Consider the following 23,948-nt stretch of genomic DNA (forward strand, 5'->3'; position numbering starts at 1 on the left):
ACTGCACCACGGCTTCCGAGAGGCGTAGCCTTTATTCCCGCTGTCCACCACCTTTAGGAAGCGGAAGAGGGCGGTTGCCGCCGTGTCGCCACAGTCCCCCAACAGCTCGAGCAACTCGACCGACCAAGAGGGGCAGGGAAAGAACCCTGCTGCCGCGTTCGGTCCAAATGAGTGGCTCGTCGACGAGATCTACCAGCAGTACCTCCAGGACCCGAACTCGGTAGACCGAGCCTGGTGGGACTTCTTCGCCGACTACAAGCCGGGAGCGGGCGCCACCGCCCCGTCCTCGGCCAGTGAAGGCAGCCCCGCCACTCAGGCCACCGGAACGGCCCCGGCCGCACCGGGTGCCGCCGCGCCGAGCGCGCCCGCGGCCCCCGCCGCGCAGCAGCCCGCGCCGCCGGCCGCCGAACCCGCCGCCGCACGGCCCGCCGCCCCGGCCCGGCCCGCCGCGAGCGCCCCGGCGCCCGCCCAGGCCGCCCCGGCCCAGGCCGCTCCCGCCAAGACCGCACCCGTGAAGACCGCTCAGCCCGCAGCCAAGAAGGACGACGTGAAGGCCGACGAGGCACCCGCAGGCCCGGAACTGGTCACTCTCCGTGGCCCCTCCGCAGCCGTCGCGAAGAACATGAACGCCTCCCTGGAGCTGCCCACGGCCACGTCCGTGCGCGCGGTCCCGGTCAAGCTGCTCTTCGACAACCGCATCGTCATCAACAACCACCTCAAGCGCGCCCGGGGCGGGAAGGTCTCCTTCACCCACCTCATCGGGTACGCGATGGTGCAGGCCCTCAAGGCCATGCCGTCGATGAACTACTCCTTCACGGAGAAGGACGGCAAGCCGACGCTGGTCAAGCCCGAGCACGTCAACCTCGGCCTGGCCATCGACCTGGTCAAGCCCAACGGGGACCGCCAGCTCGTCGTCGCCGCCATCAAGAAGGCCGAGACGCTCAGCTTCTTCGAGTTCTGGCAGGCGTACGAGGACATCGTCCGCCGGGCCCGCAACAACAAGCTGACGATGGAGGACTTCACCGGAGTCACCGCGTCGCTGACCAACCCGGGCGGCATCGGCACCGTCCACTCCGTCCCCCGCCTGATGCCCGGCCAGGGCCTCATCATCGGCGTCGGCGCGATGGACTACCCGGCGGAGTTCCAGGGCACCTCCCAGGACACCCTGAACAAGCTGGGCATCTCCAAGGTCATGACGCTGACCAGCACGTACGACCACCGCGTGATCCAGGGCGCCGCCTCCGGCGAGTTCCTGCGCATCATGAACCAGTTGCTGCTCGGCGAGAACGACTTCTTCGACGACATCTTCAAGTCGCTGCGCATCCCCTATGAGCCGGTGCGCTGGCTGCGCGACATCGACGTCAGCCACGACGACGACGTCACCAAGGCGGCCCGGGTCTTCGACCTGATCCACGCCTACCGGGTGCGCGGCCACGTCATGGCCGACACCGACCCGCTGGAGTACGAGCAGCGCAAGCACCCCGACCTCGACATCATCGAGCACGGGCTGACGCTGTGGGACCTGGAGCGGGAGTTCGCGGTCGGCGGCTTCGCCGGCAAGTCGATGATGAAGCTGCGCGACATCCTGGGAGTGCTGCGCGACTCGTACTGCCGCACCACCGGCATCGAGTTCATGCACATCCAGGACCCCAAGCAGCGCAAGTGGATCCAGGACCGGGTCGAGCGCGGGCACTCCAAGCCCGAGCGCGAGGAGCAGCTCCGCATCCTGCGCCGTCTGAACTCCGCCGAGGCGTTCGAGACGTTCCTGCAGACCAAGTACGTCGGCCAGAAGCGCTTCTCGCTGGAGGGCGGCGAGTCCGTCATCCCGCTGCTGGACGCGGTCATCGACTCCGCGGCCGAGGCGCGCCTGGACGAGGTCGTCATCGGCATGGCCCACCGCGGCCGGCTGAACGTGCTCGCCAACATCGTCGGCAAGTCCTACGCGCAGATCTTCCGGGAGTTCGAGGGCAACCTCGACCCGAAGTCGATGCACGGCTCCGGCGACGTGAAGTACCACCTCGGCGCCGAGGGCACCTTCACCGGCCTGGACGGCGAGCAGATCAAGGTCTCGCTCACCGCCAACCCCTCCCACCTGGAGGCGGTCGACCCGGTCGTGGAGGGTGTGGCGCGCGCCAAGCAGGACATCATCGGCAAGGGCGGCACGGACTTCACCGTCCTGCCCGTCCAGCTCCACGGTGACGCGGCCTTCGCCGGCCAGGGTGTGGTCGCCGAGACGCTGAACATGTCCCAGCTCCGCGGCTACCGCACCGGCGGCACCGTGCACATCGTCATCAACAACCAGGTCGGCTTCACCGCCGCGCCGGAGTCGGCCCGCTCCTCCATGTACGCCACCGACGTGGCCCGCATGATCGAGGCGCCGATCTTCCACGTCAACGGTGACGACCCGGAGGCCGTGGTCCGCGTGGCCCGCCTGGCCTTCGAGTTCCGTCAGGCGTTCAACAAGGACGTCGTGATCGACCTGATCTGCTACCGGCGCCGCGGCCACAACGAGTCCGACAACCCGGGCTTCACCCAGCCGCTGATGTACGACCTGATCGACAAGAAGCGCTCGGTGCGCAAGCTCTACACCGAGTCCCTCATCGGCCGGGGCGACATCACCCTGGAGGAGGCCGAGCAGGCGCTCCAGGACTTCCAGGGCCAACTGGAGAAGGTCTTCACCGAGGTCCGCGAGGCCACCACGGCCCCGGCCGCGCCCGAGGTCCCGCAGCCGCAGGCCGAGTTCCCGGTCCACGTGGACACCGCGGTCTCCCAGGAGGTCATCAAGCGGATCGCCGAGTCCCAGGTCAACATCCCCGAGCGGGTCACCGTCCACCCGCGCCTGCTGCCGCAGCTCCAGCGCCGCGCGGCCCAGGTCGAGGACGGCACGATCGACTGGGGCATGGGCGAGACCCTGGCCATCGGTTCGCTGCTGATGGAGGGCACCCCGGTCCGGCTCGCCGGCCAGGACTCCCGCCGCGGTACGTTCGGCCAGCGCCACGCGGTGCTGGTGGACCGGCGGACCGGCGAGGACTACACCCCGCTGCTCTACCTGTCCGAGGACCAGGCCCGCTTCAACGTCTACGACTCGCTGCTGAGCGAGTACGCGGCGATGGGCTTCGAGTACGGCTACTCCCTGGCCCGGCCGGAAGCGCTGGTCATGTGGGAGGCGCAGTTCGGTGACTTCGTCAACGGCGCGCAGACGATCGTGGACGAGTTCATCTCCTCGGCCGAGCAGAAGTGGGGCCAGACCTCCGGCGTCACGCTGCTGCTGCCGCACGGCTACGAGGGCCAGGGCCCGGACCACTCCTCGGCCCGCATCGAGCGCTTCCTCCAGCTCTGCGCGCAGAACAACATGACGGTCGCGATGCCGACGCTCCCGTCGAACTACTTCCACCTGCTGCGCTGGCAGGTCCACAACCCGCACCACAAGCCGCTGGTCGTCTTCACCCCGAAGTCGATGCTGCGTCTGAAGGCGGCGGCGTCCAAGACGGAAGAGTTCACCACGGGCGGCTTCCGTCCCGTCATCGGCGACGGCACGGTCGACGCCACCGCCGTCCGCAAGGTCATCTTCTGCTCCGGCAAGGTCTACTACGACCTGGAGGCGGAGCGGGCCAAGCGCGGCGCGAACGACACGGCGATCATCCGTATCGAGCGGCTGTACCCGCTGCCGGGCCGGGAGCTCCAGGCGGAGATCGCCAAGTTCCCCAACGCCGGGAAGTACCTGTGGGTCCAGGAGGAGCCGGCCAACCAGGGTGCCTGGCCGTTCCTCGGCCTGAACCTGATCGACCACCTGGACCTGGCGGTCGGTGCCGACATCCCGCACGGCGAGCGCCTGCGCCGCATCTCCCGGCCGCACTCCTCGTCCCCGGCCGTCGGCTCCGCCAAGCGCCACCAGGCCGAGCAGGCGCAGCTCGTCGCGGAAGCCTTCGACGCCTGATCCGGCGCCGTGGGCCCGTCCCGCGTCACCTGTGACACGGGCGAGCGAACACATGGAAGGGCCCGCCCCGCATCGCGCGGGGCGGGCCCTTCGCCGTACGTCCGCTCACCTCCCGACGTCCGGGCCCGGCCCGTCGTCGTAGTACGCCACCGGGGCGGCGTCGCCGTGGGCGCGCTCCTCCAGTACGGCCACCACCTCGGTGAGCACCGGATGCCCGACCCGCTGCCGCAGGCCGGCCAGGTCCGGGCGCCCGAAGTCGGGCAGCGCTTCCTCGCGGGGTGCCGCGTCCCGGCGCGCCTCGGTCACCGGCGCGCCGCCGGTCCCGGAGTCCGACACGGTTCTCCTCCTCCTTCCGGGAGCCCTCCCCGCCGCCTCTACACGGGCTGTGGTTCGAAGTCCCAGTACGGGCGCCTGCGGCGCCGGGCGGACAGGGTGTGGGGGTGTTCGGGGCCCAGCGTCTCGGTGAGCTGCTGGACGGCTTCCTGCTCCAGCTTCGCCGCCTCCTGCCCGCGCCGCAGCGCGCGCAGGTCCTCGGCCAGTCCGGTCTTGGCCGACAGGGTCAGCGGATGGGTCTCCCCCAGGACGGTCTTGGCCCGCTCCATGGTGTCCCGGCTCAGCTCGACGGCGCCCTCCTCGTCATCCGCCCGGTTGCGCGCCCCGCTGGCGTTCAGCGCACAGCCCAGCGTCCAGGGATGGTCCGGGCCCACCGCCCGCCGCATCCCGCTCAGCGCCCGCTCGGCGATGTCCAGCGCCTCGGACACCTCGCCGAACTCCCCGCGTACCAGACCGGTGTTGCCCAAGGTACCCACGGTGTACGGATGGTCCTCGCCGGCCAGCGTCCGGTAGCGCTCGGCCACTTCCTCGGCCAGCTCGCGGGCGTGCCCGAGGTCGCCGTGCTCACGCAGGAACGTGGCGTAGTCCGCCCGCACCATCAGCGTCTCCGGATGCCGCGGCCCCTGCACCCGCTGGGAGCGCTCCATGACGTCGGCCATCAGGGAGTCCGCGTGGGACAGGTCGCCCGCGCGGCGCAGGCACAGCGCCAGGTTGTGGTCGGCGCGCAGTGTCTGCGGGTTGTGCGGGCCCATCACCTGGTGGTGCAGGCGGGCGTTGAGGTCCTGGCGGGAGGCGGCGTCGCGGTAGTGCCCGAGCAGGCGCAGCATCCGGGCGTAGGACGTGCCGGCGTTGAGGGTGAGGTGGTGGCGGGCACGCAGTTCCCGCTCCCTGATGGCCAGTACCTCACGGTAGGTGACCAGCGCCTCTTCGTACCGGCCGAGCATGCCCAGCGCCGCGCCGCGGTTGACCCGGCAGGAGAGCGTACGCGGCGCCTCGGCGCCCAGCAGCTCGACGTACGCCCGCCAGACCGTGTCGAAGAGCGCGAACGCCTCCTCGTACGAGCCCAGGGCCATCAGCGTGCCCGCCAGGCCGTCCTGGGCCCGCAGCAGGTCGGCGTCGATCGCCTCCCGCTCGGCCGAGAGCTGGTCCACGATCGCGCTGCCGACCGCCTCCGCCTCGCGGTAACGCCCCAGCCAGCGCAGCATGTTGGCGTGCTGGTGGGTGAGGATGAGCATGGTGCGCTGAGTCGGCCTGATACGCGTACGCCATCGGGAGAGGAACTGCTCGCACAGTTTCAGTCCGATGCGGTACTCACCTCGGACCCGCAGGTACTCGATGCAGTTCAGCAGCATCTCCTGGACGGACTGCTCGGGGCTGTCCAGGACACCGGCCGGCTCCAGGTGCGGGATCAGCTCGGCGTAGCGCTCCCAGTAGCGGGTGTCGGAGGGGACCTGCGGATCGGCGGAGACCAGCACCCGGCAGGCCGTCGCCGACATCCGGTCCCGCTCGTCCTCGGACATGTCGCTGCGCAGGAAGCGGTGGTAGAGCCGGTGCATCTGCGCCGTCTCCACCGCCGGGTCGAAGGTCTGCGACACCTGGTAGTCCAGCCGTACGGCGGTGGACTCGGTCAGCCGGCGCAGCGCGGTGTTCCAACTGATCGGCTCGGCCGCCAAGTCGGCCAGGTGTTCGGGAAGGTCGCCGCGGCGGGCCTTGGCGAGCATCGGTACGGGAATGGCCTCGGGCGCGAAGAACGCAAACAGCTTCAGCAGCTCCACCGCCGCGGGACTGCGCTCCCGCAGCGTGTTGAGCGTTATGGCCCAGCTCGTCTGGAAGGCCATCGGATAGTCGGAGGAGATCCGGATGCCGACCAGGCTCGGTTCGCCCCGGCGGATCAGCTCGATGTACTCCTTGGGCGACATGGGGTTGGCGTCCAGCCAGGCCGCGGTCTGCGCCAGCAGCAGCGGCAGGTCCTGTACGGCCTCGGCGAGCAGGTCCGCCTCCATGGGCGTCAGTCGCGGGGCGCGCCGCCGCGCGTAGGCGACGCTCTCCGTACGGGTGAAGGGCAGCACCTCGATCTCCTGGGCGCTGCCGGAGCCGGACCAGTCGCGGGTCAGCGTGGTGATCAGGACGTGGCCGCGGCCGTCGGGCACCAGGTCCTCGATCTGCTCCATGTCGTCCGCGCTGTCGAACACCAGCAGCCAGCGGCGGTACGGGCGGCCGATCCGCAGCGCCTCGTGGACGGCCCGGATACGGTCGCCCAGCTCCTGGCCGACCGGCAGGTTCAGCCGGGTGGCCAGCTCGGCGAGCTGCTCCCGGGCAGCCCCCCGGTTGGTGGCGCTGATCCACCACACCACGTCGTAGTCGTTGCCGAACCGGTGCGCGTACTCGGCCGCGATCTGGCTCTTGCCGACACCCGAGATGCCGTACAGGGCGATACGGGTCTCCAGCGGCGGGCCCGAGCCCAGCCCGCCGGCCAGCTTCCCGTGCAGATCCTCCAGCACGTTGTCGCGGCCGGTGAAACGGTTGTTGCGGCGTGGGATGTTCCACACCTCGGGAGGGTCGTTGGGGAAGCGCGGGGCGTTGGTGACCGCGTCCTCCGCGCGCCGCCGGCCCGGGTCGACGCCCAGGCGGTGCAGGACGCGGCGGTTGGCCTCGACCGCGTCCAGGTCGCGCAGGTCGGCGGGGCGCAGGATGGAAGCGGTGCTCGGCAGCCGCTGGGTGGCCACGCTCACCGCCGCGAAACGCTCGACGTGCGGCGCCACGACCTCCTGGAGGGCGGCCGTCCACTCCTCGTGGGTCTTGGGGCCCAGCCGGAAGTACCAGTCGTCCAGGACCATCAGGAGGCGGCCCTCGGCGGCCAGCAGGCCGGCCAGTTCCTCGGTGAGCGGGCTGTTCGCGGACGGGTCCCAGCGCAGCATGGTGGTGCCGTGCCCCAGTTGCTCCAACTGGTGGGAGATCCACGCGGCCCATGGCCGGTTGAAGCCCGCGTAGCTGATCGTGATGTGCTCGTTGGAGCCGGTGGTGGTGGGCTGATCGACCATGCGACCGTCTCCCTGGGATGCGGTGGTCCAAGCGTGCGTGAGCTGGCTGCTCGGCACGATAGCCCAAGTGTCCCCCCATATGGCGACAGTGCGTCAGGTCATGTTGCGTGCCGGGTAGTTGAACACGCCGACCGCCGGTGCAGCCGGCCGGGCGGGCGCGCCGGTCAGCGGGGTGCGCCGGCGACCGCCGCGCTGAGGCGGCCGGCGATGTGCCGGATCAGCCTTTCGAGATCGGCGCAGTACACGGACGGATTACGGAAACCGCTGCCGTCGGCCCGGTAGCGGTGCGCGTAGTTGCCGCCGCCGCAGACCTCCATCAGCGCGCAGCCGCGGCACTGCGCGCCCAGGCTGAGCGCCCCCTGCTGGCGGGCGGCCATGCCGGGGTGGTCCAGCGCCTCGTCGAAGGTGTTGCGGAAGACGTCCAGGCCGGTCGCGGCGGCTCCGTCGTACGTGGACTTCAGGGAGTCCACCTGTTCGATGGCGCCGTCGGTGTCCACGACGAGGGCGACGACGGGCGAGAGGCCGACCGCTTCGCTGCTGCTCGGCCGGCCCAGCAGCAGGCCGATGATCTCCGTGAAGCCGCGGACCCGGGGGGCGCCGGGGGGCTCCTCCCACCACAGGTCGAAGACGGTGCACAGCCAGTCCCCGTACGGAGTGGGGCCGGGGGCGCCCGGGGGTGCCGGGGGCGGGCTGGACCAGTTGGCGTGCGGGAGGAGGAAGTCGAGCATCGGGGGGTTCAGGGCCCGCAGCGAGTGGTAGACCTCGGCCGGGTCGGAGGTGATGTCGATGGTGCACAGGACGCCCGCGAAGACTTCGGGGCGCCGGGCGAGCAGCCGCGCGGCGCGGGAGACATCGGGCCAGGAGGGGCGCCCGGCGTGGTCGACCCGGCGGCGGTTGAGTACGGGCGTGCCGCCGTCCAGGCTCAGACCGACCCGGAATCCCGCGTCGGCCAGGGTGTCCAGCACGGGGTCCGTCAGGAGGGTGCCGTTGGTCTGCACGCCGAAGGCGGCGGCGCACCCCTCGGGGAGTACGGCGCGGACCGCCGCCGCCTGCTCCAGGAGCGGGCCCGGGCCGGTGAGCAGGGGCTCGCCCCCGTGCAGGTCGACGCGGATGCCGGCGAGCCGGTGGGCGCGGACGTGCTCAGCGATGCGCAGGGCGGTCCGCCGCATCGTGGCGGGGGCCACCCGGCGCGGCCGGTCGCGCCAACTGGCGTCCGGGCTCTGGTAGATGTAGCAGTAGGTACAGGCCAGGTTGCACCGGCTGTGCACCTTCAGGACGAACTGCCGGAAGGGCACCCGGATCGTCCGGTCGGTCTCGCACTCCACGGCGCCGCTCCCTGCTTCCGTCGACGACCGGACCGCACGTCACCGTACGTTTGTCCGCTGTTGTGATGCATGGCTCGGGCATCGAACAGGAAACCGGAGTACGCGGGCAACTGGCCGGTTTGGGCGCGCGATTGCCCAAAAAGCGCCGCCGGGAGCGGGCCGGAACTTGAGCGCGTCAAGCCGTCAGGGCGGGCTTCAGGACTTCACGGCCTCAGGGTTCACGACGTCAGGGCTTCGTGACGTCAGGACTTCACGACCTCAGGACTTCACGACGTCACGACTTCATGACGTCACAGGGAGCTTTCCGGGATCGAAGACCTCACCCGGGTCCCCCGGCCCGTCCTCGTAGTAGGCCACCGCCTCGTCCGCCGCAGGCCAGTTGCTCAGCAGCAGTGCCGCCACCGCTCCCAGCACCGGGTGGCCGCTGTGCTCGGCCACCGAGGCCACATCGACGCCGCCGAAGTCGGGGAGCGGCTCGGCCGACGGGCCGGGCGGCCTGACCGGGGCCGGACCGGTGAGCGCAATTGTCACCACACTGCTCTCCTTCGGGCTGGTGGACAGGGGTGTTCCCGAACGCCCGTGCACGGAAACACCTTCCCGGTCAGCCGTCAATCGGTGGCCACCAGAGCGCGCATCCGGTCCCGGGTGCGCCGGGCCTCCGGGCCGTTCTCCTCGGAGGCCCGCTGCCACTGCGCCCAGCTCTCCTCGTACGCCTGGAGGGCCGACTGCTTGCCCGCCGTGTCCTCCAGCACCTCGCCGCGACGGTGGTGGGCGCGCGCCGCCAGCAGCGGGTTGTCCGCCCGCTGGGCGTCGGTGGCGGCCCGGCGGTAGCAGGCCGCGGCGCGGTCGTGGCGCTCCATGGAGTCGAAGCGGCGGTCCAGCAGGAGCTGTACGTCGCCGACTTCGAGCCAGGCTTCGGCGGAGACGGCCGGGTCGTCCGAGCCGCGCGCCGCCAGCTCCAATATCCAGTCGGCTTCGTGCAGGTCGGCCAGGGAGGGCTGGCGTTCGTAGCGCAGCCGCAGGGCGCGGCCGAACAGCAGGCGGTGGGCGCCCAGGCCGGGGTCCTGCGGGGCGACCCGGGCCAGCGCCTCCCGCAGGACGTGTACGGCCTCGTTGGCCATCCGCTTGCCGGGCTCGGCGGCGGGCTCCAGGCGGGCGCGGGTGAGCAGGGCCGCGCCGCGCTCGGCGAGCAGGGAGCTGTGTTCGGGGGTGTCGGGTGTGGTCAGGCGCAGTGCGGCGGCCAGCGCGTCGATGGCGGCGTCCAGGGCGGTCAGGTCGCCGGTACGGGCGTGGACCGTACGGTGGGCGGCTGCGGTACGGGCCAGGCTGTCGGCCTCCAGGGCCGGGTCCCGCAGCTCGTGGGCCAGGGCGCGGGCGCGCTCCAGGGTCCGCAGCACCGTGGGCAGCGCCTGGTCGTCGAAGACGAGGAGCGTACGGGCCTCGGCCAGTTCCAGGAGCGACTCGCAGATCATCCGGTCGGCCGTGGCGCCGCGGCGGCGCAGCAGGACGGTGGCGGTGTCCAGGTCGGCGGTGGCGCGCAGCGCGAGCGGGCCGGTCCGGCGGCCGTCGTCCGTGGTGTCCCGGGCGGCGCGGCGGGCCTGGTCCAGGAAGACCCCGCCGCGGGCGGCGTAGATCTCGCCGGGCACCTGCTCCCCGCTGGGCCACCGTTCCAGCAGGGTCGTCAGGGCCCCTTCCGCCTCCTTCAGGGGGTCGTGCGCGGCGCGGGGCGGCCAGGCGACGCCGGAGGGGGGCGGGTCGGGGGCCAGTGCCGCCAGCCGGCGCAGCACCTCCGTACGCAGCACCATGCACTCCAGTACGCGGTCGTCCAGCAGGCTCATCAGCCCGCACGCGCTCTCCAGGTGGAGGGCGGCGTCCTCCAGGGCGGCGCGTTCGCCGGAGACGGCGGAGGCGGCCCGGCGTTCCTGCGCGCCGGCGTACCGTACGCGGGCGAGCACGATCAGCGCCCGCAGCCGGGCCTCGCCGTCCTCGTCGTGTCCGGACCCGACACCGGCGGCGGCCTCCTCTGCGGCCCGTACCGCCCGCTCGGCCTCCTCCAGGGCGTCCGGCTGGCGCAACTGCGCCCAGGCGTGCAGCAGGGCGCGGGCCAGGTCCGTGCCGGCCTCGGGCAGCCGCTGGGCGGCGGCGCGCAGCAGCCGTACGGCCTCCACCAGGTCGCGGACGGCGCCGTCCTGTTCGTAGCGCTCCAGGTACGCGGCGCCTTGGGCCGCGGGTCCGTCGGTGGCGTACACCTGCGGCACGGGAGGTTTGATGGCCGGCTCGAAGCGGCGCAGCACGCGCTCCGATATCCGGGCGAACGGCTCGGGCACCGCGCGCCGTCCGGTCTCCGGCTCCCGGCCGCTGCCGCAGAGCATGGCGACGGCCACGGCGGGGAAGTTGCGGGCGCTGCGCCCGAAGGTGCGCTCGATGTACAGGGAGCAGTGCTTGAGGACCAGGGCGGCCTCGCCGGCGCTCAGGCGGCCCAGCAGTTCGTCCCGTACGCCGGGTACGAAGTCGTACCAGGGGCCGGCCGCCTCGGCTTCGGGGCCGGCCGGGCGCTCGGGCGCGGGAAGCTGGACGACCAGCCCGCTGAGCAGCACTTCGGCCAGCTCGGCGGGTCCGGTCTGCGGCAGCATGGCGCGCTGGACGAGCTGGATGACGGGCAGCGCCAGGGGGACCGCCGAGAGGTGGACGGCCAGGTGGCGGGCGGCCGGGGAGGCGGTGCGGTCGAACTCGCCGATCAGCTCCAGGGGATCGGCGGTCCCGGGCTGCGGCGGGGGTACGGCGCCCAGGCCGTGGTCCGCCCGTACGGTGCAGGCGGCGCCGCGTAAGGACAGCCCGGACTCGGCGGCGGCCAGCCGCGCCCACGTGCCGAGGGCGGCGGGGGCAGCGGAGAGGACCGGTACGACGCGCTCGCGGGCCGGGCGGTAGCCCTCGCCCGGCGCTCCGGCGGCCCTGCGGCGGCGGCGCGCGGGCTCGAACCCCAGGTCTCCGTAAGGGCCCTGGTGCCGGATGAGCGTCCCGGGGACGGCGGGCAGGAACGTACGGGCCCACATGCGCTGCGGGAGCGGCTGGACGACGGCGACCGGCGCGTCGGCCACCCAGCGGTACAGCAGCCGCTGCATCCGCCCGTCCTCCCACAGAGGTCCGGCGCAGTCGCTGACGACGAGGGTGAGGTGGTGGCCGGTGGGGTCGTGCAGTTGGTCGGCCGGGCGCAGCGGGTCGCCGGGGGCGGGCCCGGCGGCGACGCCGACGTCCTTGCCGTACGGGTGGAGGTAGTGCACCGTCACGTCGCGGAAGGCACCGACCCGCTCGCAGACCTGCCGCAGGTCGTGCACCATCTGCTCCCATATGGCCATGGAGGCGGAGCCGTCCATGAACAGGCGCAGCGCGGCCTCGCGGCGGTGGATGCCGCGGAAGACGGGGATGAGCATTTCGGCGTGGGCGGAGAGTTCGGCGGTGCCGGTCTCGTCCAGCTCCTGGCGGGCCGGGGCGACGGGCGGGCGGTAGCGCTGGACGGGCCGCAGGGCGCGCTGGAGCGGCAGCAGGCCGGGGAAGGCGGAGGCGACCGGGACGCCGACCTCGCCGAGGCCGTGGCGGTCGGGGTCCGGGCCGTGGTCGCCCTGGGAGGGCAGCAGGTCCACGTCGCGCCGGGTGGGGCGCGAAGCGGATTCCGTGAGCCGTGGGCTGTCGCGGGCGGGCTCCCGCCGCTGTCCGCCGACGGAGAATGTGGCCGGTTTTCTACGGTCCTGGCCGTTCACGTCGTCCCGGTCGTCGGGGGGTGCGGGCTCCGGCTGTCCGCCGGGCGTGATCCATTGCGCGAGCCACAGCGCGTCCGCCATCGCGCGGGCGTCCGCGGGCAGCCCCGCCGCGCGCAGCCGCGCGACGAGCTGGTCGAGGGGGCCGTGGCCCGGCTCGCCGGCAGGCACGGCTTCACCTCGTCCGATCCAGAGGACGCATCAGCTCCGCCGTCAGGCGCCGCCGGGTCTCCTCCTCGTCCTCGTCCGTCCAGCCGGCTTTCTGGGTCAGGTGGATGGCGTTGAAGAGCTGGTCCACGGCGCGTACGTCACCGGGCTCGCGGTCCAGGAACCGGTCGATGACCGACTCGTACCGCTCGGCGGCGTCCTCGCCGAAGTGTGCCCGCACCATGCCCGCCAGGCGCTCCTTGTTGGGCGTGGGGATGTTCAGGTGGATGCAGCGGCGCAGCAGCGGGGCGGGGAAGTCCCGCTCGCCGTTGCTGGTCAGGACGATGAACGGGAAGGCGCGGCAGCGCACCCGGCCGTTGCGGACGCGCACGCGTGTGCCGTCGTCGCTGAGCACCGGGACCTCGGGGGCGGAGGCGGACAGCCGCTCCAGCTCCGGGATCGTGAACTCCCCTTCCTCCAGGACGTTCAGGAGGTCGTTGGGCAGGTCGATGTCGCTCTTGTCCAGCTCGTCGACCAGCAGCACGCGGGGTTTGGCGGCGGGCAGCAGGGCCGTGCCGAGCGGTCCGAGGCGGATGTAGCGGCCGATGCCGCCGCCGGGCTCCTCCTCGGGCGCCTCACCCGGTAAGGCGTCGGGGGCCGCGGCGTCGGGGCCCAGGGGCGGCCTGGGCGGCACCGCACGGGCTATCTGGAGGTCCTGGAGGCGGCCGATGGCGTCGTACTGGTACAGGCCGTCGCGGAGCGTGCTGCGGCTGACGATCGGCCAGTTCAGGACGCGGCCCAGGCCCAGCTCGTAGGCGACGGAGTGCGCCAGGGTGCTCTTGCCGCTGCCCGGGGCGCCGGTGACCAGCAGGGGGCGGCGCAGGTACAGCGCGGCGTTGACCAGCTCGCGCTCGGTCTCGCCGGGCCGGTGGTAGCTGGCCTCGCGGCTCAGCACGCCCAGACGGCGCTCGGATGCGTGGTCGAGTGCGGCCGGCGGCGCCACCAGCGGCTCACCGTCGAAATCCCGCCAGGGCGGCGGCGGTGGGAGCTGTTCGATGCCGTCGTGCGGAGCCCCCGCGCCACGATAGATGAGCCAGTCGCTCACGTCGGAACTCCTCGTCGCCGGCCAGCCGTCGGGCAGGAACGGGCGGTCGTGGAGGACCGTCCGGGAAGCGACAGCGTCCACTCCCGAGCGTTCCCCCGCGCCCGCCACAAGCTATCTCTCACGAACACAAGCAATCTCTCACGAAGCTATGACAGTACCCAGCCGTACGGAAGCGCGTGGGGCGGTTTCCGGTCTCATGAGATTTCACCGGGAGGACAATTGGGGCCCACCGGCGAAGAGTTGAGGGATGGGATTGTCCGGGTCGTCGTACAGCAGGACCAGGTCGCGTGCCCAGTGGGCGGACGTTTCCTCGGCTCTCCCGCGCAGCTCCCTGACCAGTTCGGGCAGGGCGGTCACCCCCTTCGCGGCGAGCAGGTCCCGTACCTCGCGGTGGAAGTCGTCACAGGCGCTGTCGCACTCCCGTTCGTCGTGTCCCTCGGAGAGCCACAGGCTTACCGGGTACCCGGCGTCCAGGGCCGCGCCGACCGCGTCCAGCCCGGTCCCGACGGCGACCGAACGGCAGAGTGTGGGGACCGCTCCCTCCTCGCCGTTCTCCAGCAGCCGCCAGACGCTTTCCGGCCCGCCGCCCGCGCGCGGCGGGACACGCAGCGCGGACAGCTCCGGGGCGCCCATGAGGCCGCGCCAGCGCCGCAGCCAGGCCGGGTCCACCGCCTGGCGGCGGCCCTGGTCGCGCAGGACCACCGGGCGCCCGGAGCCGATCGGGCGGGCCCGGGCGCCCGCCCGCGTGGAGACCGGCACCGCCCAGCGGTCCGCCGGGAGCTGCCAGTAGCCCTCGGGTACGGCGACCTCCAGGCGCACCCGGCCGCCGGGGCCCACGTCGCCGTCGGCCCGCAGCAGCCGGGGGCCCAGCCGCCGCAGGACCTGCGCCTGGGCCTGCTCGAAGGTCATTCCGCCCTCCGACTCCTGGAGGTCGACGCGCATCCACTCCCCCCGGCCGTACCCCTCGCTGACCGACCAGTTGAAGAGCTGCTGCCCGCCGTCGCCGTAGAACAGCGGTTCGAACTCCACCAGCACCGCGTCCGGCCGGCGCGGCACCGGGCCGATCCGCCGGCGGTCCTTGGGCAGCAGCACGGCCGCCTTGTCCGTCACGAACCGCGCGAGCCGCTCGGCGGCCTCCCGCACCCGCGCGGCCTCCTCCCCGGGCACCCCGCGCACTTCCTCGGACGTCCGCTGGGCCACGATCCGCAGGTAGTGCACGAAGGCGCAGCGCTCCGAATACGGGTCACTGCCCTGGTAGAGCACACCGTGGCCGTCCCGCCACGTACGCAGCGACCAGGTCCCGGCCCGGTCCCGGCCGCCCAGCACCTCGCACACCGCGGCCTCCACGACCAGCGGGTCGCGCGGGGCGGGCAGCCGCGCCAGCAGGTCCAGCGCCTGGAGGCGCTCGGCCACGCCCCACAGCCGCTCGCGGCCGGCCATGATCGCGTACTGGGCGTCGAACCAGGTGGGCTCGCCGCGCCGGCCGAGGTCCTGGCCCGCCCAGTGCCAGCGGTCGTGCAGACTCATCAGTTCGTGGTACGGGTCTGGGCCCAGGCCCGTACGGCCCGGTAAGAGGTGCTGGGGGCCCAGCGCGCGCAGCGCGGTGACCGGCACCGCCAGGCCCACCTTGTCCTCCTGGTGGCGGCCCTTGACGATGCCGACCACCTCACCTCGGTCACAGTCCAGCAGAGGGCCCCCGGACGCGCCGGGCGTGACCCGTACGTCGCTGCCGAACTGGAGGCCCCGGGCGTCCCGGGCGCCGAAGCGGACGGCGATGAAGGGGTCCACGGGCGCCTGCCGGACACCGGCCTCGATCGGGGCGCGGCCCGGACCGTGCGCCCCTCCGGGCACGTACACGCCCCCTCGGCCGTACGCACCGCCCTGGCCGTACGCCCCTCCGCTGTCATATGCGCCGGCGGAGTCGTACGCATCACCGGGGTCGTATGCACCACCAGGGTCGTGCGCGTCACCGGAGTCGCGCGCATCACCGGGCGCACCCGCGTGTCCGCACGCGCCCCACGCCCCGGACCCGCCGAGCTGGTCGTGCCCGCGGAAGATGTACGCGTCCTCCAGCAGGGCCGCGTGCTGATCGCTGAGCCAGGCGCACCGGTGCTCCGGGTAGGGCTCCAGCAGCCGGACCAGAGCCAGGTCGGGCCGCCCCGGCCCGCCCGCGCGGCCCGCGCCCCCGGCCGGGCGGCTCAGGTCGTACTCCAGGCGCGCGCCGGCCACCCGGCCCTCGAAGACGACGCCGATCTCGCCGTCCTTGCCGGTCTCACGCCGCCGGCCGTCACTGCTGACGAGTACGTGCGCGCAGGTCAGCACCCAGCCGGGCGCGATGAACACGCCGCTGCCCCACAGCGGGCCGGGCCCGGCCCCGGGCGCGGCCCGGATGCCGACGGTCGCCCGTCCGGCCTGCTCCAGAAGCTGGGCGTACTTCTCCCGGTCGGCCCGGTCACGGCCTTCGGAGGTCGCCATCAGGTGCCCGAATCGCCGGTGCCCTGGCCGTCACCGCCGGCCGTATCGGGCTCGCGCCGCCAGGTCAGGGTCACCGAGAGGTTGGCCTTGGCCTCGCCGTCCGCCAGCAGGGCCACGGCCTTGCCGGGCTTGGCCGACACCTCGACCCCGAAGGTGACGCTGGTCTCGTGCGGAGCCACCCGCTGCGCGGCCTCCCGGACGCTGGTGGCGACCCCGCCGATCAGCTCCCTGAGCCCCTCCACCCGGGTCGTCAGCGCCTCCCAGGCCCCGACGTCCTCGAACTCGTCGTCCTCGCCGGTCTCCCCCGGGAGCGGGACCTCCAGTCTGGAGACCCGCGCCCACACTTCCGTCCCGTCGGGCAGTGCGATACGTCCCACGCGATCCCGCATAACGGCCTCCTGCTCCCCCTGAGCGGCGACATCCCGAAGGGCCCGTCACCGCAGGACCGTTGACAGGTGATCAGGTTAGCCCCCGGCCGCTGGTGGCGCGAGGGGTTCCGTTACCTGCCTATCCTGACCGGGAATGTCCCATGACCCCTGGTGGAGAGCACGTGTATTTCACAGATCGTGGCATCGAGGAACTGGAGAGCCGGCGCGGTGACGAGGAGGTCACCCTCGGCTGGCTGGCCGACCAGCTCCGTACGTTCGTCGACCTCAACCCGGACTTCGAGGTGCCGGTCGAGCGGCTGGCGACCTGGCTGGCCCGGCTCGACGACGAGGACGAGTAGGAGCGGGGGAGGAACGAGGGGGAGGGGGAGGCGCGGCAGGAATGGAGCCGGCCGGACGGCCCGGGACGGCCTTCAGGAGCGGCCACGTGCTTGACTTCCCCCAACCGCGATATATCGTGTCTAGCGAGACGCGATATGTTGCGCTGCCGCCGTCCTGAGGGAGGCCCGGAATGTCAGCCCGGAGCGAGTGGTCGGTCACCGAACCACGCACACTGGAAATCGAGGAGCCCGTCAGGGAACTGGACGTGCGCGTGGTCAGCGGCACCGTCAACGTCGTCGGCGTCCCGGCGGGCAGCGTCCCCGGAAGCGGCGCCGCCCGTGTCGAGGTCACCGCACTCCACGGGCCGCCGCTGACCGTCTCGTGCCGGGACGGGGTGCTCAGCGTCGGCTACAAAGACCTCCCCTGGAAGGGCTGGCTGGACTTCGGCAAGCTCAAGGGGTGGCGGCGCACCGCGGTCGTCTCGGTGACCGTCCCCGCCGCCACCGGCGTACGCGTCGGGGTCGTCGGGGCCGGCGCGGTGATCTCCGGGATCTCCGGGCGCACGCAGCTCAACGGCGTCTCCGGCGGCAGCACGCTCGTCGGCCTGACCGGCCCGGTGCGGGCCGAGACCGTCTCGGGCGACGTCCAGGCCCAGGCCGTCACCGGTGATCTGCGCTTCAGCTCCGTCTCGGGCGACCTCACCGTCGTCGACGGCGCCGGCGCCTCCGTACGGGCCGAGTCCGTCAGCGGCGACATGGTCCTGGACCTCGACCTGCCGCCCGCCGCCGGACCGGGCGGCACCGGCCGTACGGACGTCAAGCTCACCACCGTCTCCGGCGAGGTCGCCATCCGGCTGCCCGACCCGGCCGACGCCCAGGTCGACGCCCAGGTCGAGGCGAACACCACCAGCGGCACGGTCGCCAACGCCTTTGAGGACCTGCGCGTCAGCGGCCAGTGGGGGGCCAAACGCATCACCGGCCGGCTCGGCGCGGGCAACGGCAGGCTGGAGGTCACCACCGTCTCCGGCGGGCTGGCCCTGCTGCGCCGCCCGCCGTCGCACGACGGCCCGGTGCGCCACGGTGACACCGATGAGACCCCCGCCGACAAGAAGGTGCTGTAAGCCATGCCCCCTGTCTTCGCCCACGGCCGTCTGCGCCTGTACCTCCTCAAGCTGCTGGACGAGGCCCCGCGCCACGGCTACGAGATCATCCGCCTCCTGGAGGAGCGCTTCCAGGGGCTGTACGCACCCTCCGCGGGCACCGTCTATCCGCGGCTGGCCAAGCTGGAGGCCGAGGGCCTGGTCACCCACACCACCGAAGGCGGACGCAAGGTCTACTCGATCACCGACGCCGGACGGGCCGAACTGGCCGACCGCGGCGGTGAGCTGGCGGAACTGGAGCTGGAGATCCGCGAGTCGGTGGCCGCGCTGGCCTCCGACATCCGCGAGGACGTGAGCGGCTCGGTGCGGGACCTGCGCCGGGAGATCCGCGAGGCGGCGCAGCGGACCCGCAAGGAGTCGCGGGCCGGGGCCGGCGCGGGGGCGGCCGGGGGCCGGGGCAGGCGTCGGCGGCGAGGCCCGTACGGGCGGGGGCCGTACGGGCGGGGGCGCGGACGCCGGAGACGAGCCGGGTAGCGGCTACGGGAACAGCTCCGGCGGGCGGGCCGGCTTCCCCGACGCCTCGGACTTCTTCGACGGGGCCCTGGGCGACAAGGAGGCGTGGCGGCAGGCCAAGGAGGAGTTCCGGCGCGCCAAGGAGGAGTGGAAGGAGCAGGCGCGGCGGGCCAAGGAGGAGAGCCGGCGCGCCAAACAGGAGGCCCAGCGGGCACGCAAGCAGGCCCGGGACGCCCAGGACTTCGCGCGCGAGGAGATCCAGCGCGTCCTTGGCCGCGTACAGGAACAGACGCAGGAGCACCTGCGCACCGGCGACTGGTCGGGGGCGGCCCGGGAGGCGCTGGCGGAGTTCTCGCGCGAGTTCGGGCGCTTCGCGGGCGGGCCGTTCGGGGCGACGGGCGCTCCGGCCGGGGACCAGGGCGGCCCAGAAGGGCAGGAGGGCCCAGAAGGGCAGGAGGGCCCAGAAGGGCAGGAGGGCCCAGAAGGGCAGGGGGCCAGGGCGGTCACGGCGGCCCCGGCGATGAGAGCGGCGGCCCGCAGCCCCGTACGGAGCGGGCCGGTGCGGAGCGGACCCGTACGGAGAGGACTGGTGCGGAGCGGACCCGTACGGAGCGGGTCGATCTGGACAAGGACGGCGCCACGGACGGGCCGGCCGCGACCGCGCCCGTCGCCACTCCCCCGCTCCCCGCGTGGGCGCAGGAGCCCGCCACCGGCGACCCGGGCCGCGACTTCGACCGGCTGCTGGACCGTTTCCGCGACGACCTGCGGGATGCGGCGCGCGATCACGGCGTCTCCGCGGACCAGTTGAAGGACGCCCGCCGTCATCTGTCGACGGCCGCCGCCCACATCGGCGCACTGCTCCGGGGGTCCAACACTCCCTAGACGTAGTCACTTTGAGTTATCTGCGAAGGGCTGGGTTTACCCCGCGTAATCGGGGAACCCAGTCCTTCGCACGGTTTGCCGACCGGTGACGGGTCCGCCGCCCGAATCCGCATGCCTTTGGCCGTGCCCCCGCTTACAGTCAACTCTCCTTTGTCTCCCGGATCTTGAAGGCCAAGAGGTACGCATGTCGGAATACCCCGCTGTGGCACGCCGGATGTGGCACCAGTTGGAACCCGTCCACGCCACGGTCTACTTCGCCCCCGAAGCGTTCGAGGAGGCGTCCGCTCTCGGCTACGACGTCCAGTCCCGCTGGCCCAGTTACTTCGCCTGGCGCGCGGCGCCGCTGGGCCCGGCGGGTGCCGATCTGGTGGCGTCGACGTTCTACAGCTTCAGCCCCCGCATGGTGGCACGGTACGTACCCAAGATCTGGTCGACGGCCGTGCCGCCCGAGGTGCTCCGGTCCCGCCTCCGGGCGGTGGACCGCATATTGACCCGCCTGATCAGCGGCCGGATGACCACCGCCCAGGTGACCGAGGCCGCCCGGCTGGCCCGGCAGGCGGCGGAGAACGCCAACACCGCGGCCCGTCCGCTGGCCGCCGCCAACCGCGACCTGCCCTGGCCCGACGAGCCCCACCTGGCGCTGTGGCACGCCCTCACCGTGCTGCGGGAGCACCGCGGCGACGGCCATGTGGCGGCGCTGCTGACCCACGACCTCGAACCGTGCGAGGCGCTGGTGTCCTTCGCCGCGATCGGTGCCGCGCCCCGGGCCAGCTTCGCCGGGCGCGGCTGGACGCCGCAGGAGTGGGAGCACGCCGCCGACCGGCTCGCCGCCCGGGGCTGGATCGCGCCGGACGGCCGCGCCACCGAGCGGGCCCGCGAGGGGCGGGAGGAGATCGAGCGGATGACCGACCGGCTGGCCGCGGGTCCGTGGCGGGCCCTTGGGCGCTCCCGCGCCGAGCGGCTGGCCCAGTTGATCCATCCTCTGCTGAGCGCGGTCATGGAGGCACGGATGCTTCCCGCCCAAAGCACTCTTGGCATCGGCGCGGTCCAGGTCAGCCACCCGTAGGCGGGCGGGCCGGACGCGACGGCCGCGGCCGGCCCATCCCCCGTACCCCCGTACTCCCGTATCCCCTGCGTCCCCCGCGTCCCCGCGCCCCTTCTCAGCCGGCTTCCGCCTGTCGCTCCGCCAGGACGCGCAGCACGTCGGCCTGCTGCACCCCGTGCTCGGCGAGTACGGACGCGGCGAGCCCCGGTCTGCCGAGCAGCGCGATGAGCAGGTGCTCGTCACCGATGTACTTGTCGCCGCGCCCCAGGGCGACCCGCAGCGACCGCTCCACCACCGACTTCGCCTCCGGAGTGAAGTACGGTCGGCGGAGCCTCCCCCTCCGCTTCTCCTTCGGGCCGGGCGCACCGGCCGCCGCGAGCGCCCCCGCCCCGTGCTCCCGCTCCACCCGGGCGACGATCTCCTCGACGTCTATCCCCAGTCCGGCCAGCGCCTCGGCGTCGGAGGCGGAGATCCCGCCCCGGCGGTGGGCCCGGTGCAGCGCGGCCTCCACGGACGCCCGGCGCTCGCGCAGGCCGAGTGCGGTGAGCACGTCCGCCCCCGGTGAGCCGGTACGGTCCAGGAGCGCGAGCAGCAGCTCCCCCTCGCCCACGGAGCCGCGGCCCGCCAGTTCCGCGTGGGCGACGGCTTCCCGTACGACTTGCCGGGCGCTCGCCGTGAACCTCTCGAACATTCAACGCCTCCCGTGCTTCTTGTGGACCGCCTGCCTGCTGACACCCAGCTCGGCGGCGATCTCCTGCCAGGACCAGCCCTTGGCGCGGGCGCTGCGCACCTGCACGGCCTCCAGTTGCTCCAGCAGCCTGCGCAGTGCCGCGACGGCCCGCAGTCCGACCCGCGGGTCCCGGTCACCGGCCCGCTCGGCGAGATCCGTTGCTTCGGTCATACCTGTCAAGCTAGGTTGACGACCGCGCCTTGTCAACCATTGTTGACGAGCAAGGTGGCACGCATGAGGCGACGCCTCCCGGGAAAACGGCGAGGGCCGGCGGGCGGCGCCCACAGGACGCGTACACCCACCGACCCTCACCCAACTCCCGCACGCAGGCACGGGGTTGGTTGTCGACCCGCCGGATCAGACGGTGAGGACGACCTTGCCGAAGAGGTCACCCGACGCCATCTTCCCGAAGCCCTCGCGCGCCCGGTCCAGCGGCAGCACCGAGTCGATGACCGGCCGTACGCCGGTGGCCGCGCAGAAGCTGAGCAGCGAGGCCAGCTCCTCCTTGCTGCCCATCGTGGAGCCCACGATCTTCAGCTCCAGGAAGAACACCCGGTTCAGTTCGGTGCGTTCGGGGTTGAAGCCGCTGGTGGCGCCCGAGATGACGAGGGTGCCACCGGGCTTGAGGGACTTCACCGAGTGCGACCAGGTCGCCGCCCCGACCGTCTCGATGACCGCGTCCACCCGCATGGGCAGCCGCTCGCCGGTCGCGAAGGCCGCCTCGGCGCCGAGTTCGACGGCGCGCTTGCGCTTGGCCTCGTCCCGGCTGGTGGCGAAGACCCGCAGGCCCGCGGCGGCGCCCAGCACGATCGCGGCGGTGGCCACGCCGCCGCCCGCGCCCTGGACCAGGACGCTGTCCCCCGGCCGTACGCCCGCGTTGGTGAACAGCATGCGGTAGGCCGTCAGCCAGGCGGTGGGCAGGCAGGCGGCCTCCTCGAAGGACAGCTCCGCCGGCTTGGGCAGCAGGTTCCAGGTGGGGACGGTGACCTGCTCGGCGAAGGTGCCCTGGTAGCGCTCGGTGAGGATCGAGCGCGGCTCCTTCGGTCCGACTCCGTGACCGCTCTGGCCGATCACGGAGTGGATGACCACCTCGTTGCCGTCCTCGTCGGTCCCGGCCGCGTCACAGCCGAGGATCATGGGCAGGGACTCCTCGCCCAGTCCCACGCCGCGCAGCGACCACAGGTCGTGGTGGTTCAGGGAGGCGGCCTTGACGTTGACGGTGGTCCAGCCGGGGCGCGCCTCGGGAGCCGGACGCTCCCCGAGTTCGAGGCCGTTGAGCGGCTGGTCGCGGTCGATGCGGGCGGCGTAGGCAGCAAACATGATCCCAACGTAGGCCGACACGCCGTCCGGCGGTACCACGCGGCGGTGTGACACGCGCCGCGCGTACGGGGCCGGGCGGAGGATCCCGTACGCACAAGGCGTACGGACGCAGCGCACCCGCGGCAGACGGACGAGCCCGCGTCCCCGTAGGCGGACAGGCCCGCACCCCATAAGGCGGACGGGCCCGCACCCCCTGAGAGGTGCGGGCCCGTCCGCGGTGCCACGGGGCACCCGCCGTCCGGTTCAGCGGCGGGCGACGCCCTCGGCGCGGGCGGCGGCGGCCACGGCGGCGCTGACCGCCGGGGCGACCCGCTCGTCGAACGGTGAGGGATGACCCGCTCCGCGCTCAGCTCGCCGGCGACGACGGCGGCCAGCGCCTCGGCCGCGGCGAGCTTCATGCCCTCGGTGATGCGCGAGGCCCGCACCTGGAGGGCGCCCGCGAAGATGCCGGGGAAGGCCAGCACGTTGTTGATCTGGTTCGGGTAGTCGCTGCGCCCGGTGGCGACCACGGCCGCGTACTTGTGCGCGACGTCCGGGTGGATCTCGGGGGTCGGATTCGCCATCGCGAAGATCAGCGAGTCCTTCGCCATGGCCGCGACCGCGGACTCCGGGACCGTACCGCCGGAGACCCCGATGAAGACGTCTGCGCCCTTGAGCGCGGACTCCAGGGACCCGCTCAGCCCGGCCTTGTTGGTGAAGCCGGCGACCTCGCGCTTGATGTCCGTCAGGTCCGTACGGTCAGTGGAGACCACGCCCTTGCGGTCGCACACCGCGACGTCACCGATGCCCGCCTCGATGAGGATGCGGGCGATGGCGACCCCGGCCGCGCCCGCGCCGGAGATGACCGCCCGGAGCTGCCCGAGCGTCCGGCCGGTGAGCTTGGCGGCGTTGCGCAGCGCGGCCAGCGTGACCACGGCGGTGCCGTGCTGGTCGTCGTGGAAGACCGGGATGTCCAGCCGCTCCTGGAGCCTGCGCTCGATCTCGAAGCACCGGGGAGCGGAGATGTCCTCCAGGTTGACGCCGCCGAAAGAGGGCGCGAGCCGTACGACCGTCTCGACGATCTCGTCGGTGTCCGTCGTGCCGAGCGCGAGCGGCACCGCGTCCACGCCGCCGAACTGCTTGAAGAGGATGGCCTTGCCCTCCATCACCGGGAGGGACGCCTGCGGGCCGATGTCGCCCAGCCCCAGCACCGCGGTGCCGTCCGTGACCACGGCCACGACCTGGGACTTCCAGGTGTAGTCGTGGACGAGTTCGGGCTGTTCGGCGATCGCGCTGCAGACCTTGGCGACGCCCGGTGTGTACGCCAGGGACAGGTCGTCCTTGTCGCGGACCGGCACGGTCGCCTGGATGGCCATCTTGCCGCCGCGGTGCAGTGCGAAGGCCGGGTCGAAGAACTCTTCGTCCGCGCCCGTACGGACCGCACCGTCCGTACCGGTCCTGCCGGCGGTACCGACCCTGCCGGCCGTGTCGTCCGTACTCGCCGTGCTGCTGTCGCCGCGAGGATTGACGATCTCCGCTGCCACTGGTTCAGCCC

General features: G+C 72.8%; 15 protein-coding genes and 3 pseudogenes. 6 read left to right on the forward strand and 12 right to left on the reverse strand.

Annotated features, from left to right (window positions below; all coding sequences use genetic code 11):
* Window positions 1–82: 82 nt before the first annotated feature.
* On the forward strand, window positions 83–3,937 hold the full coding sequence (locus KGS77_RS10710) for a multifunctional oxoglutarate decarboxylase/oxoglutarate dehydrogenase thiamine pyrophosphate-binding subunit/dihydrolipoyllysine-residue succinyltransferase subunit (protein WP_242580549.1): 3,855 nt from the start codon (window positions 83–85) through the stop codon (window positions 3,935–3,937).
* Window positions 3,938–4,042: 105 nt separating this feature from the next.
* Here the strand turns inward: KGS77_RS10710 and KGS77_RS10715 are convergent, their stop codons facing one another.
* The 8 genes from KGS77_RS10715 to KGS77_RS10750 form a co-directional block, all read right to left on the reverse strand.
* Window positions 4,043–4,273, reverse strand: a complete 231-nt coding sequence (locus tag KGS77_RS10715) for a YxD-tail cyclophane-containing RiPP peptide (RefSeq protein WP_242580551.1) — start codon at window positions 4,271–4,273, stop codon at window positions 4,043–4,045.
* A 38-nt stretch (window positions 4,274–4,311) separates the two neighbouring features.
* Window positions 4,312–7,311 (reverse strand): FxSxx-COOH system tetratricopeptide repeat protein, encoded by a 3,000-nt coding sequence (fxsT, locus tag KGS77_RS10720; RefSeq protein WP_242580553.1) that lies wholly within the window; start codon window positions 7,309–7,311, stop codon window positions 4,312–4,314.
* Window positions 7,312–7,475: 164 nt separating this feature from the next.
* On the reverse strand, window positions 7,476–8,636 hold the full coding sequence (locus KGS77_RS10725) for an FxsB family cyclophane-forming radical SAM/SPASM peptide maturase (RefSeq protein WP_242580555.1): 1,161 nt from the start codon (window positions 8,634–8,636) through the stop codon (window positions 7,476–7,478).
* A gap of 282 nt (window positions 8,637–8,918) precedes the next feature.
* On the reverse strand, window positions 8,919–9,170 hold the full coding sequence (locus tag KGS77_RS10730; RefSeq protein WP_242580557.1) for a YxD-tail cyclophane-containing RiPP peptide: 252 nt from the start codon (window positions 9,168–9,170) through the stop codon (window positions 8,919–8,921).
* 74 nt (window positions 9,171–9,244) lie between these two features.
* Window positions 9,245–12,562, reverse strand: a complete 3,318-nt coding sequence (locus KGS77_RS10735; protein ID WP_242580559.1) for an SAV_2336 N-terminal domain-related protein — start codon at window positions 12,560–12,562, stop codon at window positions 9,245–9,247.
* 4 nt (window positions 12,563–12,566) lie between these two features.
* Complete coding sequence (locus KGS77_RS10740; RefSeq protein WP_242580561.1) at window positions 12,567–13,643, reverse strand: MoxR family ATPase; 1,077 nt, start codon at window positions 13,641–13,643, stop codon at window positions 12,567–12,569.
* A gap of 204 nt (window positions 13,644–13,847) precedes the next feature.
* Complete coding sequence (locus KGS77_RS10745) at window positions 13,848–16,118, reverse strand: serine protease (RefSeq protein WP_242580562.1); 2,271 nt, start codon at window positions 16,116–16,118, stop codon at window positions 13,848–13,850.
* Complete coding sequence (locus tag KGS77_RS10750) at window positions 16,118–16,507, reverse strand: CU044_2847 family protein (protein ID WP_242580563.1); 390 nt, start codon at window positions 16,505–16,507, stop codon at window positions 16,118–16,120. Before KGS77_RS10750 ends, KGS77_RS10745 begins: the two co-directional genes overlap by 1 nt.
* A 161-nt stretch (window positions 16,508–16,668) precedes the next feature.
* Here KGS77_RS10750 and KGS77_RS10755 point away from each other — a divergent pair, with 161 nt between their 5' ends.
* From KGS77_RS10755 to KGS77_RS10775, 5 genes and pseudogenes are all read left to right on the forward strand, one after another.
* Window positions 16,669–16,845, forward strand: coding sequence for a DUF6104 family protein (locus tag KGS77_RS10755; protein WP_242580564.1), 177 nt, complete (start codon window positions 16,669–16,671; stop codon window positions 16,843–16,845).
* 170 nt (window positions 16,846–17,015) lie between these two features.
* Window positions 17,016–17,945, forward strand: a complete 930-nt coding sequence (locus tag KGS77_RS10760; protein ID WP_242580565.1) for a DUF4097 domain-containing protein — start codon at window positions 17,016–17,018, stop codon at window positions 17,943–17,945.
* Between the two features lie 3 nt (window positions 17,946–17,948).
* A pseudogene (locus KGS77_RS10765) lies at window positions 17,949–18,810 on the forward strand (helix-turn-helix transcriptional regulator); the annotation flags it as partial.
* 311 nt (window positions 18,811–19,121) lie between these two features.
* Window positions 19,122–19,319 (forward strand): annotated as a pseudogene (locus tag KGS77_RS10770) (PadR family transcriptional regulator); the annotation flags it as partial.
* 184 nt (window positions 19,320–19,503) lie between these two features.
* Window positions 19,504–20,385 (forward strand): hypothetical protein, encoded by an 882-nt coding sequence (locus KGS77_RS10775; protein WP_242580566.1) that lies wholly within the window; start codon window positions 19,504–19,506, stop codon window positions 20,383–20,385.
* Window positions 20,386–20,479: 94 nt separating this feature from the next.
* On the opposite strand, the gene KGS77_RS10780 is transcribed toward KGS77_RS10775, so the two are convergent.
* The 4 genes and pseudogenes from KGS77_RS10780 to KGS77_RS10795 form a co-directional block, all read right to left on the reverse strand.
* A complete protein-coding gene (locus tag KGS77_RS10780; RefSeq protein ID WP_242580568.1) occupies window positions 20,480–21,055 on the reverse strand; it encodes a Clp protease N-terminal domain-containing protein in 576 nt (191 codons plus the stop codon).
* Window positions 21,056–21,265, reverse strand: a complete 210-nt coding sequence (locus KGS77_RS10785; RefSeq protein WP_009718008.1) for a helix-turn-helix domain-containing protein — start codon at window positions 21,263–21,265, stop codon at window positions 21,056–21,058.
* Window positions 21,266–21,451: 186 nt separating this feature from the next.
* Entirely contained in the window at window positions 21,452–22,414 is a 963-nt protein-coding gene (locus KGS77_RS10790; protein WP_242580570.1) for a zinc-binding dehydrogenase, read from the reverse strand.
* A 243-nt stretch (window positions 22,415–22,657) separates the two neighbouring features.
* Window positions 22,658–23,805: pseudogene (locus tag KGS77_RS10795) on the reverse strand (NADP-dependent malic enzyme); the annotation flags it as partial.
* Between the last annotated feature and the right edge of the window lie 143 nt (window positions 23,806–23,948).

The sequence above is a fragment of the Streptomyces sp. MST-110588 genome (assembly GCF_022695595.1).
Lineage (GTDB): Bacteria > Actinomycetota > Actinomycetes > Streptomycetales > Streptomycetaceae > Streptomyces.

Coding starts and splice junctions, on each gene's coding strand:
- fxsT (WP_242580553.1), bottom strand. CDS start 7,311: ATGGTCGATCAGCCCACCACCACCGGCTCCAACGAGCACATCACGATC.
- KGS77_RS10745 (WP_242580562.1), bottom strand. CDS start 16,118: ATGGCGACCTCCGAAGGCCGTGACCGGGCCGACCGGGAGAAGTACGCC.
- KGS77_RS10750 (WP_242580563.1), bottom strand. CDS start 16,507: ATGCGGGATCGCGTGGGACGTATCGCACTGCCCGACGGGACGGAAGTG.
- KGS77_RS10760 (WP_242580565.1), top strand. CDS start 17,016: ATGTCAGCCCGGAGCGAGTGGTCGGTCACCGAACCACGCACACTGGAA.
- KGS77_RS10775 (WP_242580566.1), top strand. CDS start 19,504: ATGTCGGAATACCCCGCTGTGGCACGCCGGATGTGGCACCAGTTGGAA.
- KGS77_RS10780 (WP_242580568.1), bottom strand. CDS start 21,055: ATGTTCGAGAGGTTCACGGCGAGCGCCCGGCAAGTCGTACGGGAAGCC.
- KGS77_RS10785 (WP_009718008.1), bottom strand. CDS start 21,265: ATGACCGAAGCAACGGATCTCGCCGAGCGGGCCGGTGACCGGGACCCG.
- KGS77_RS10790 (WP_242580570.1), bottom strand. CDS start 22,414: ATGTTTGCTGCCTACGCCGCCCGCATCGACCGCGACCAGCCGCTCAAC.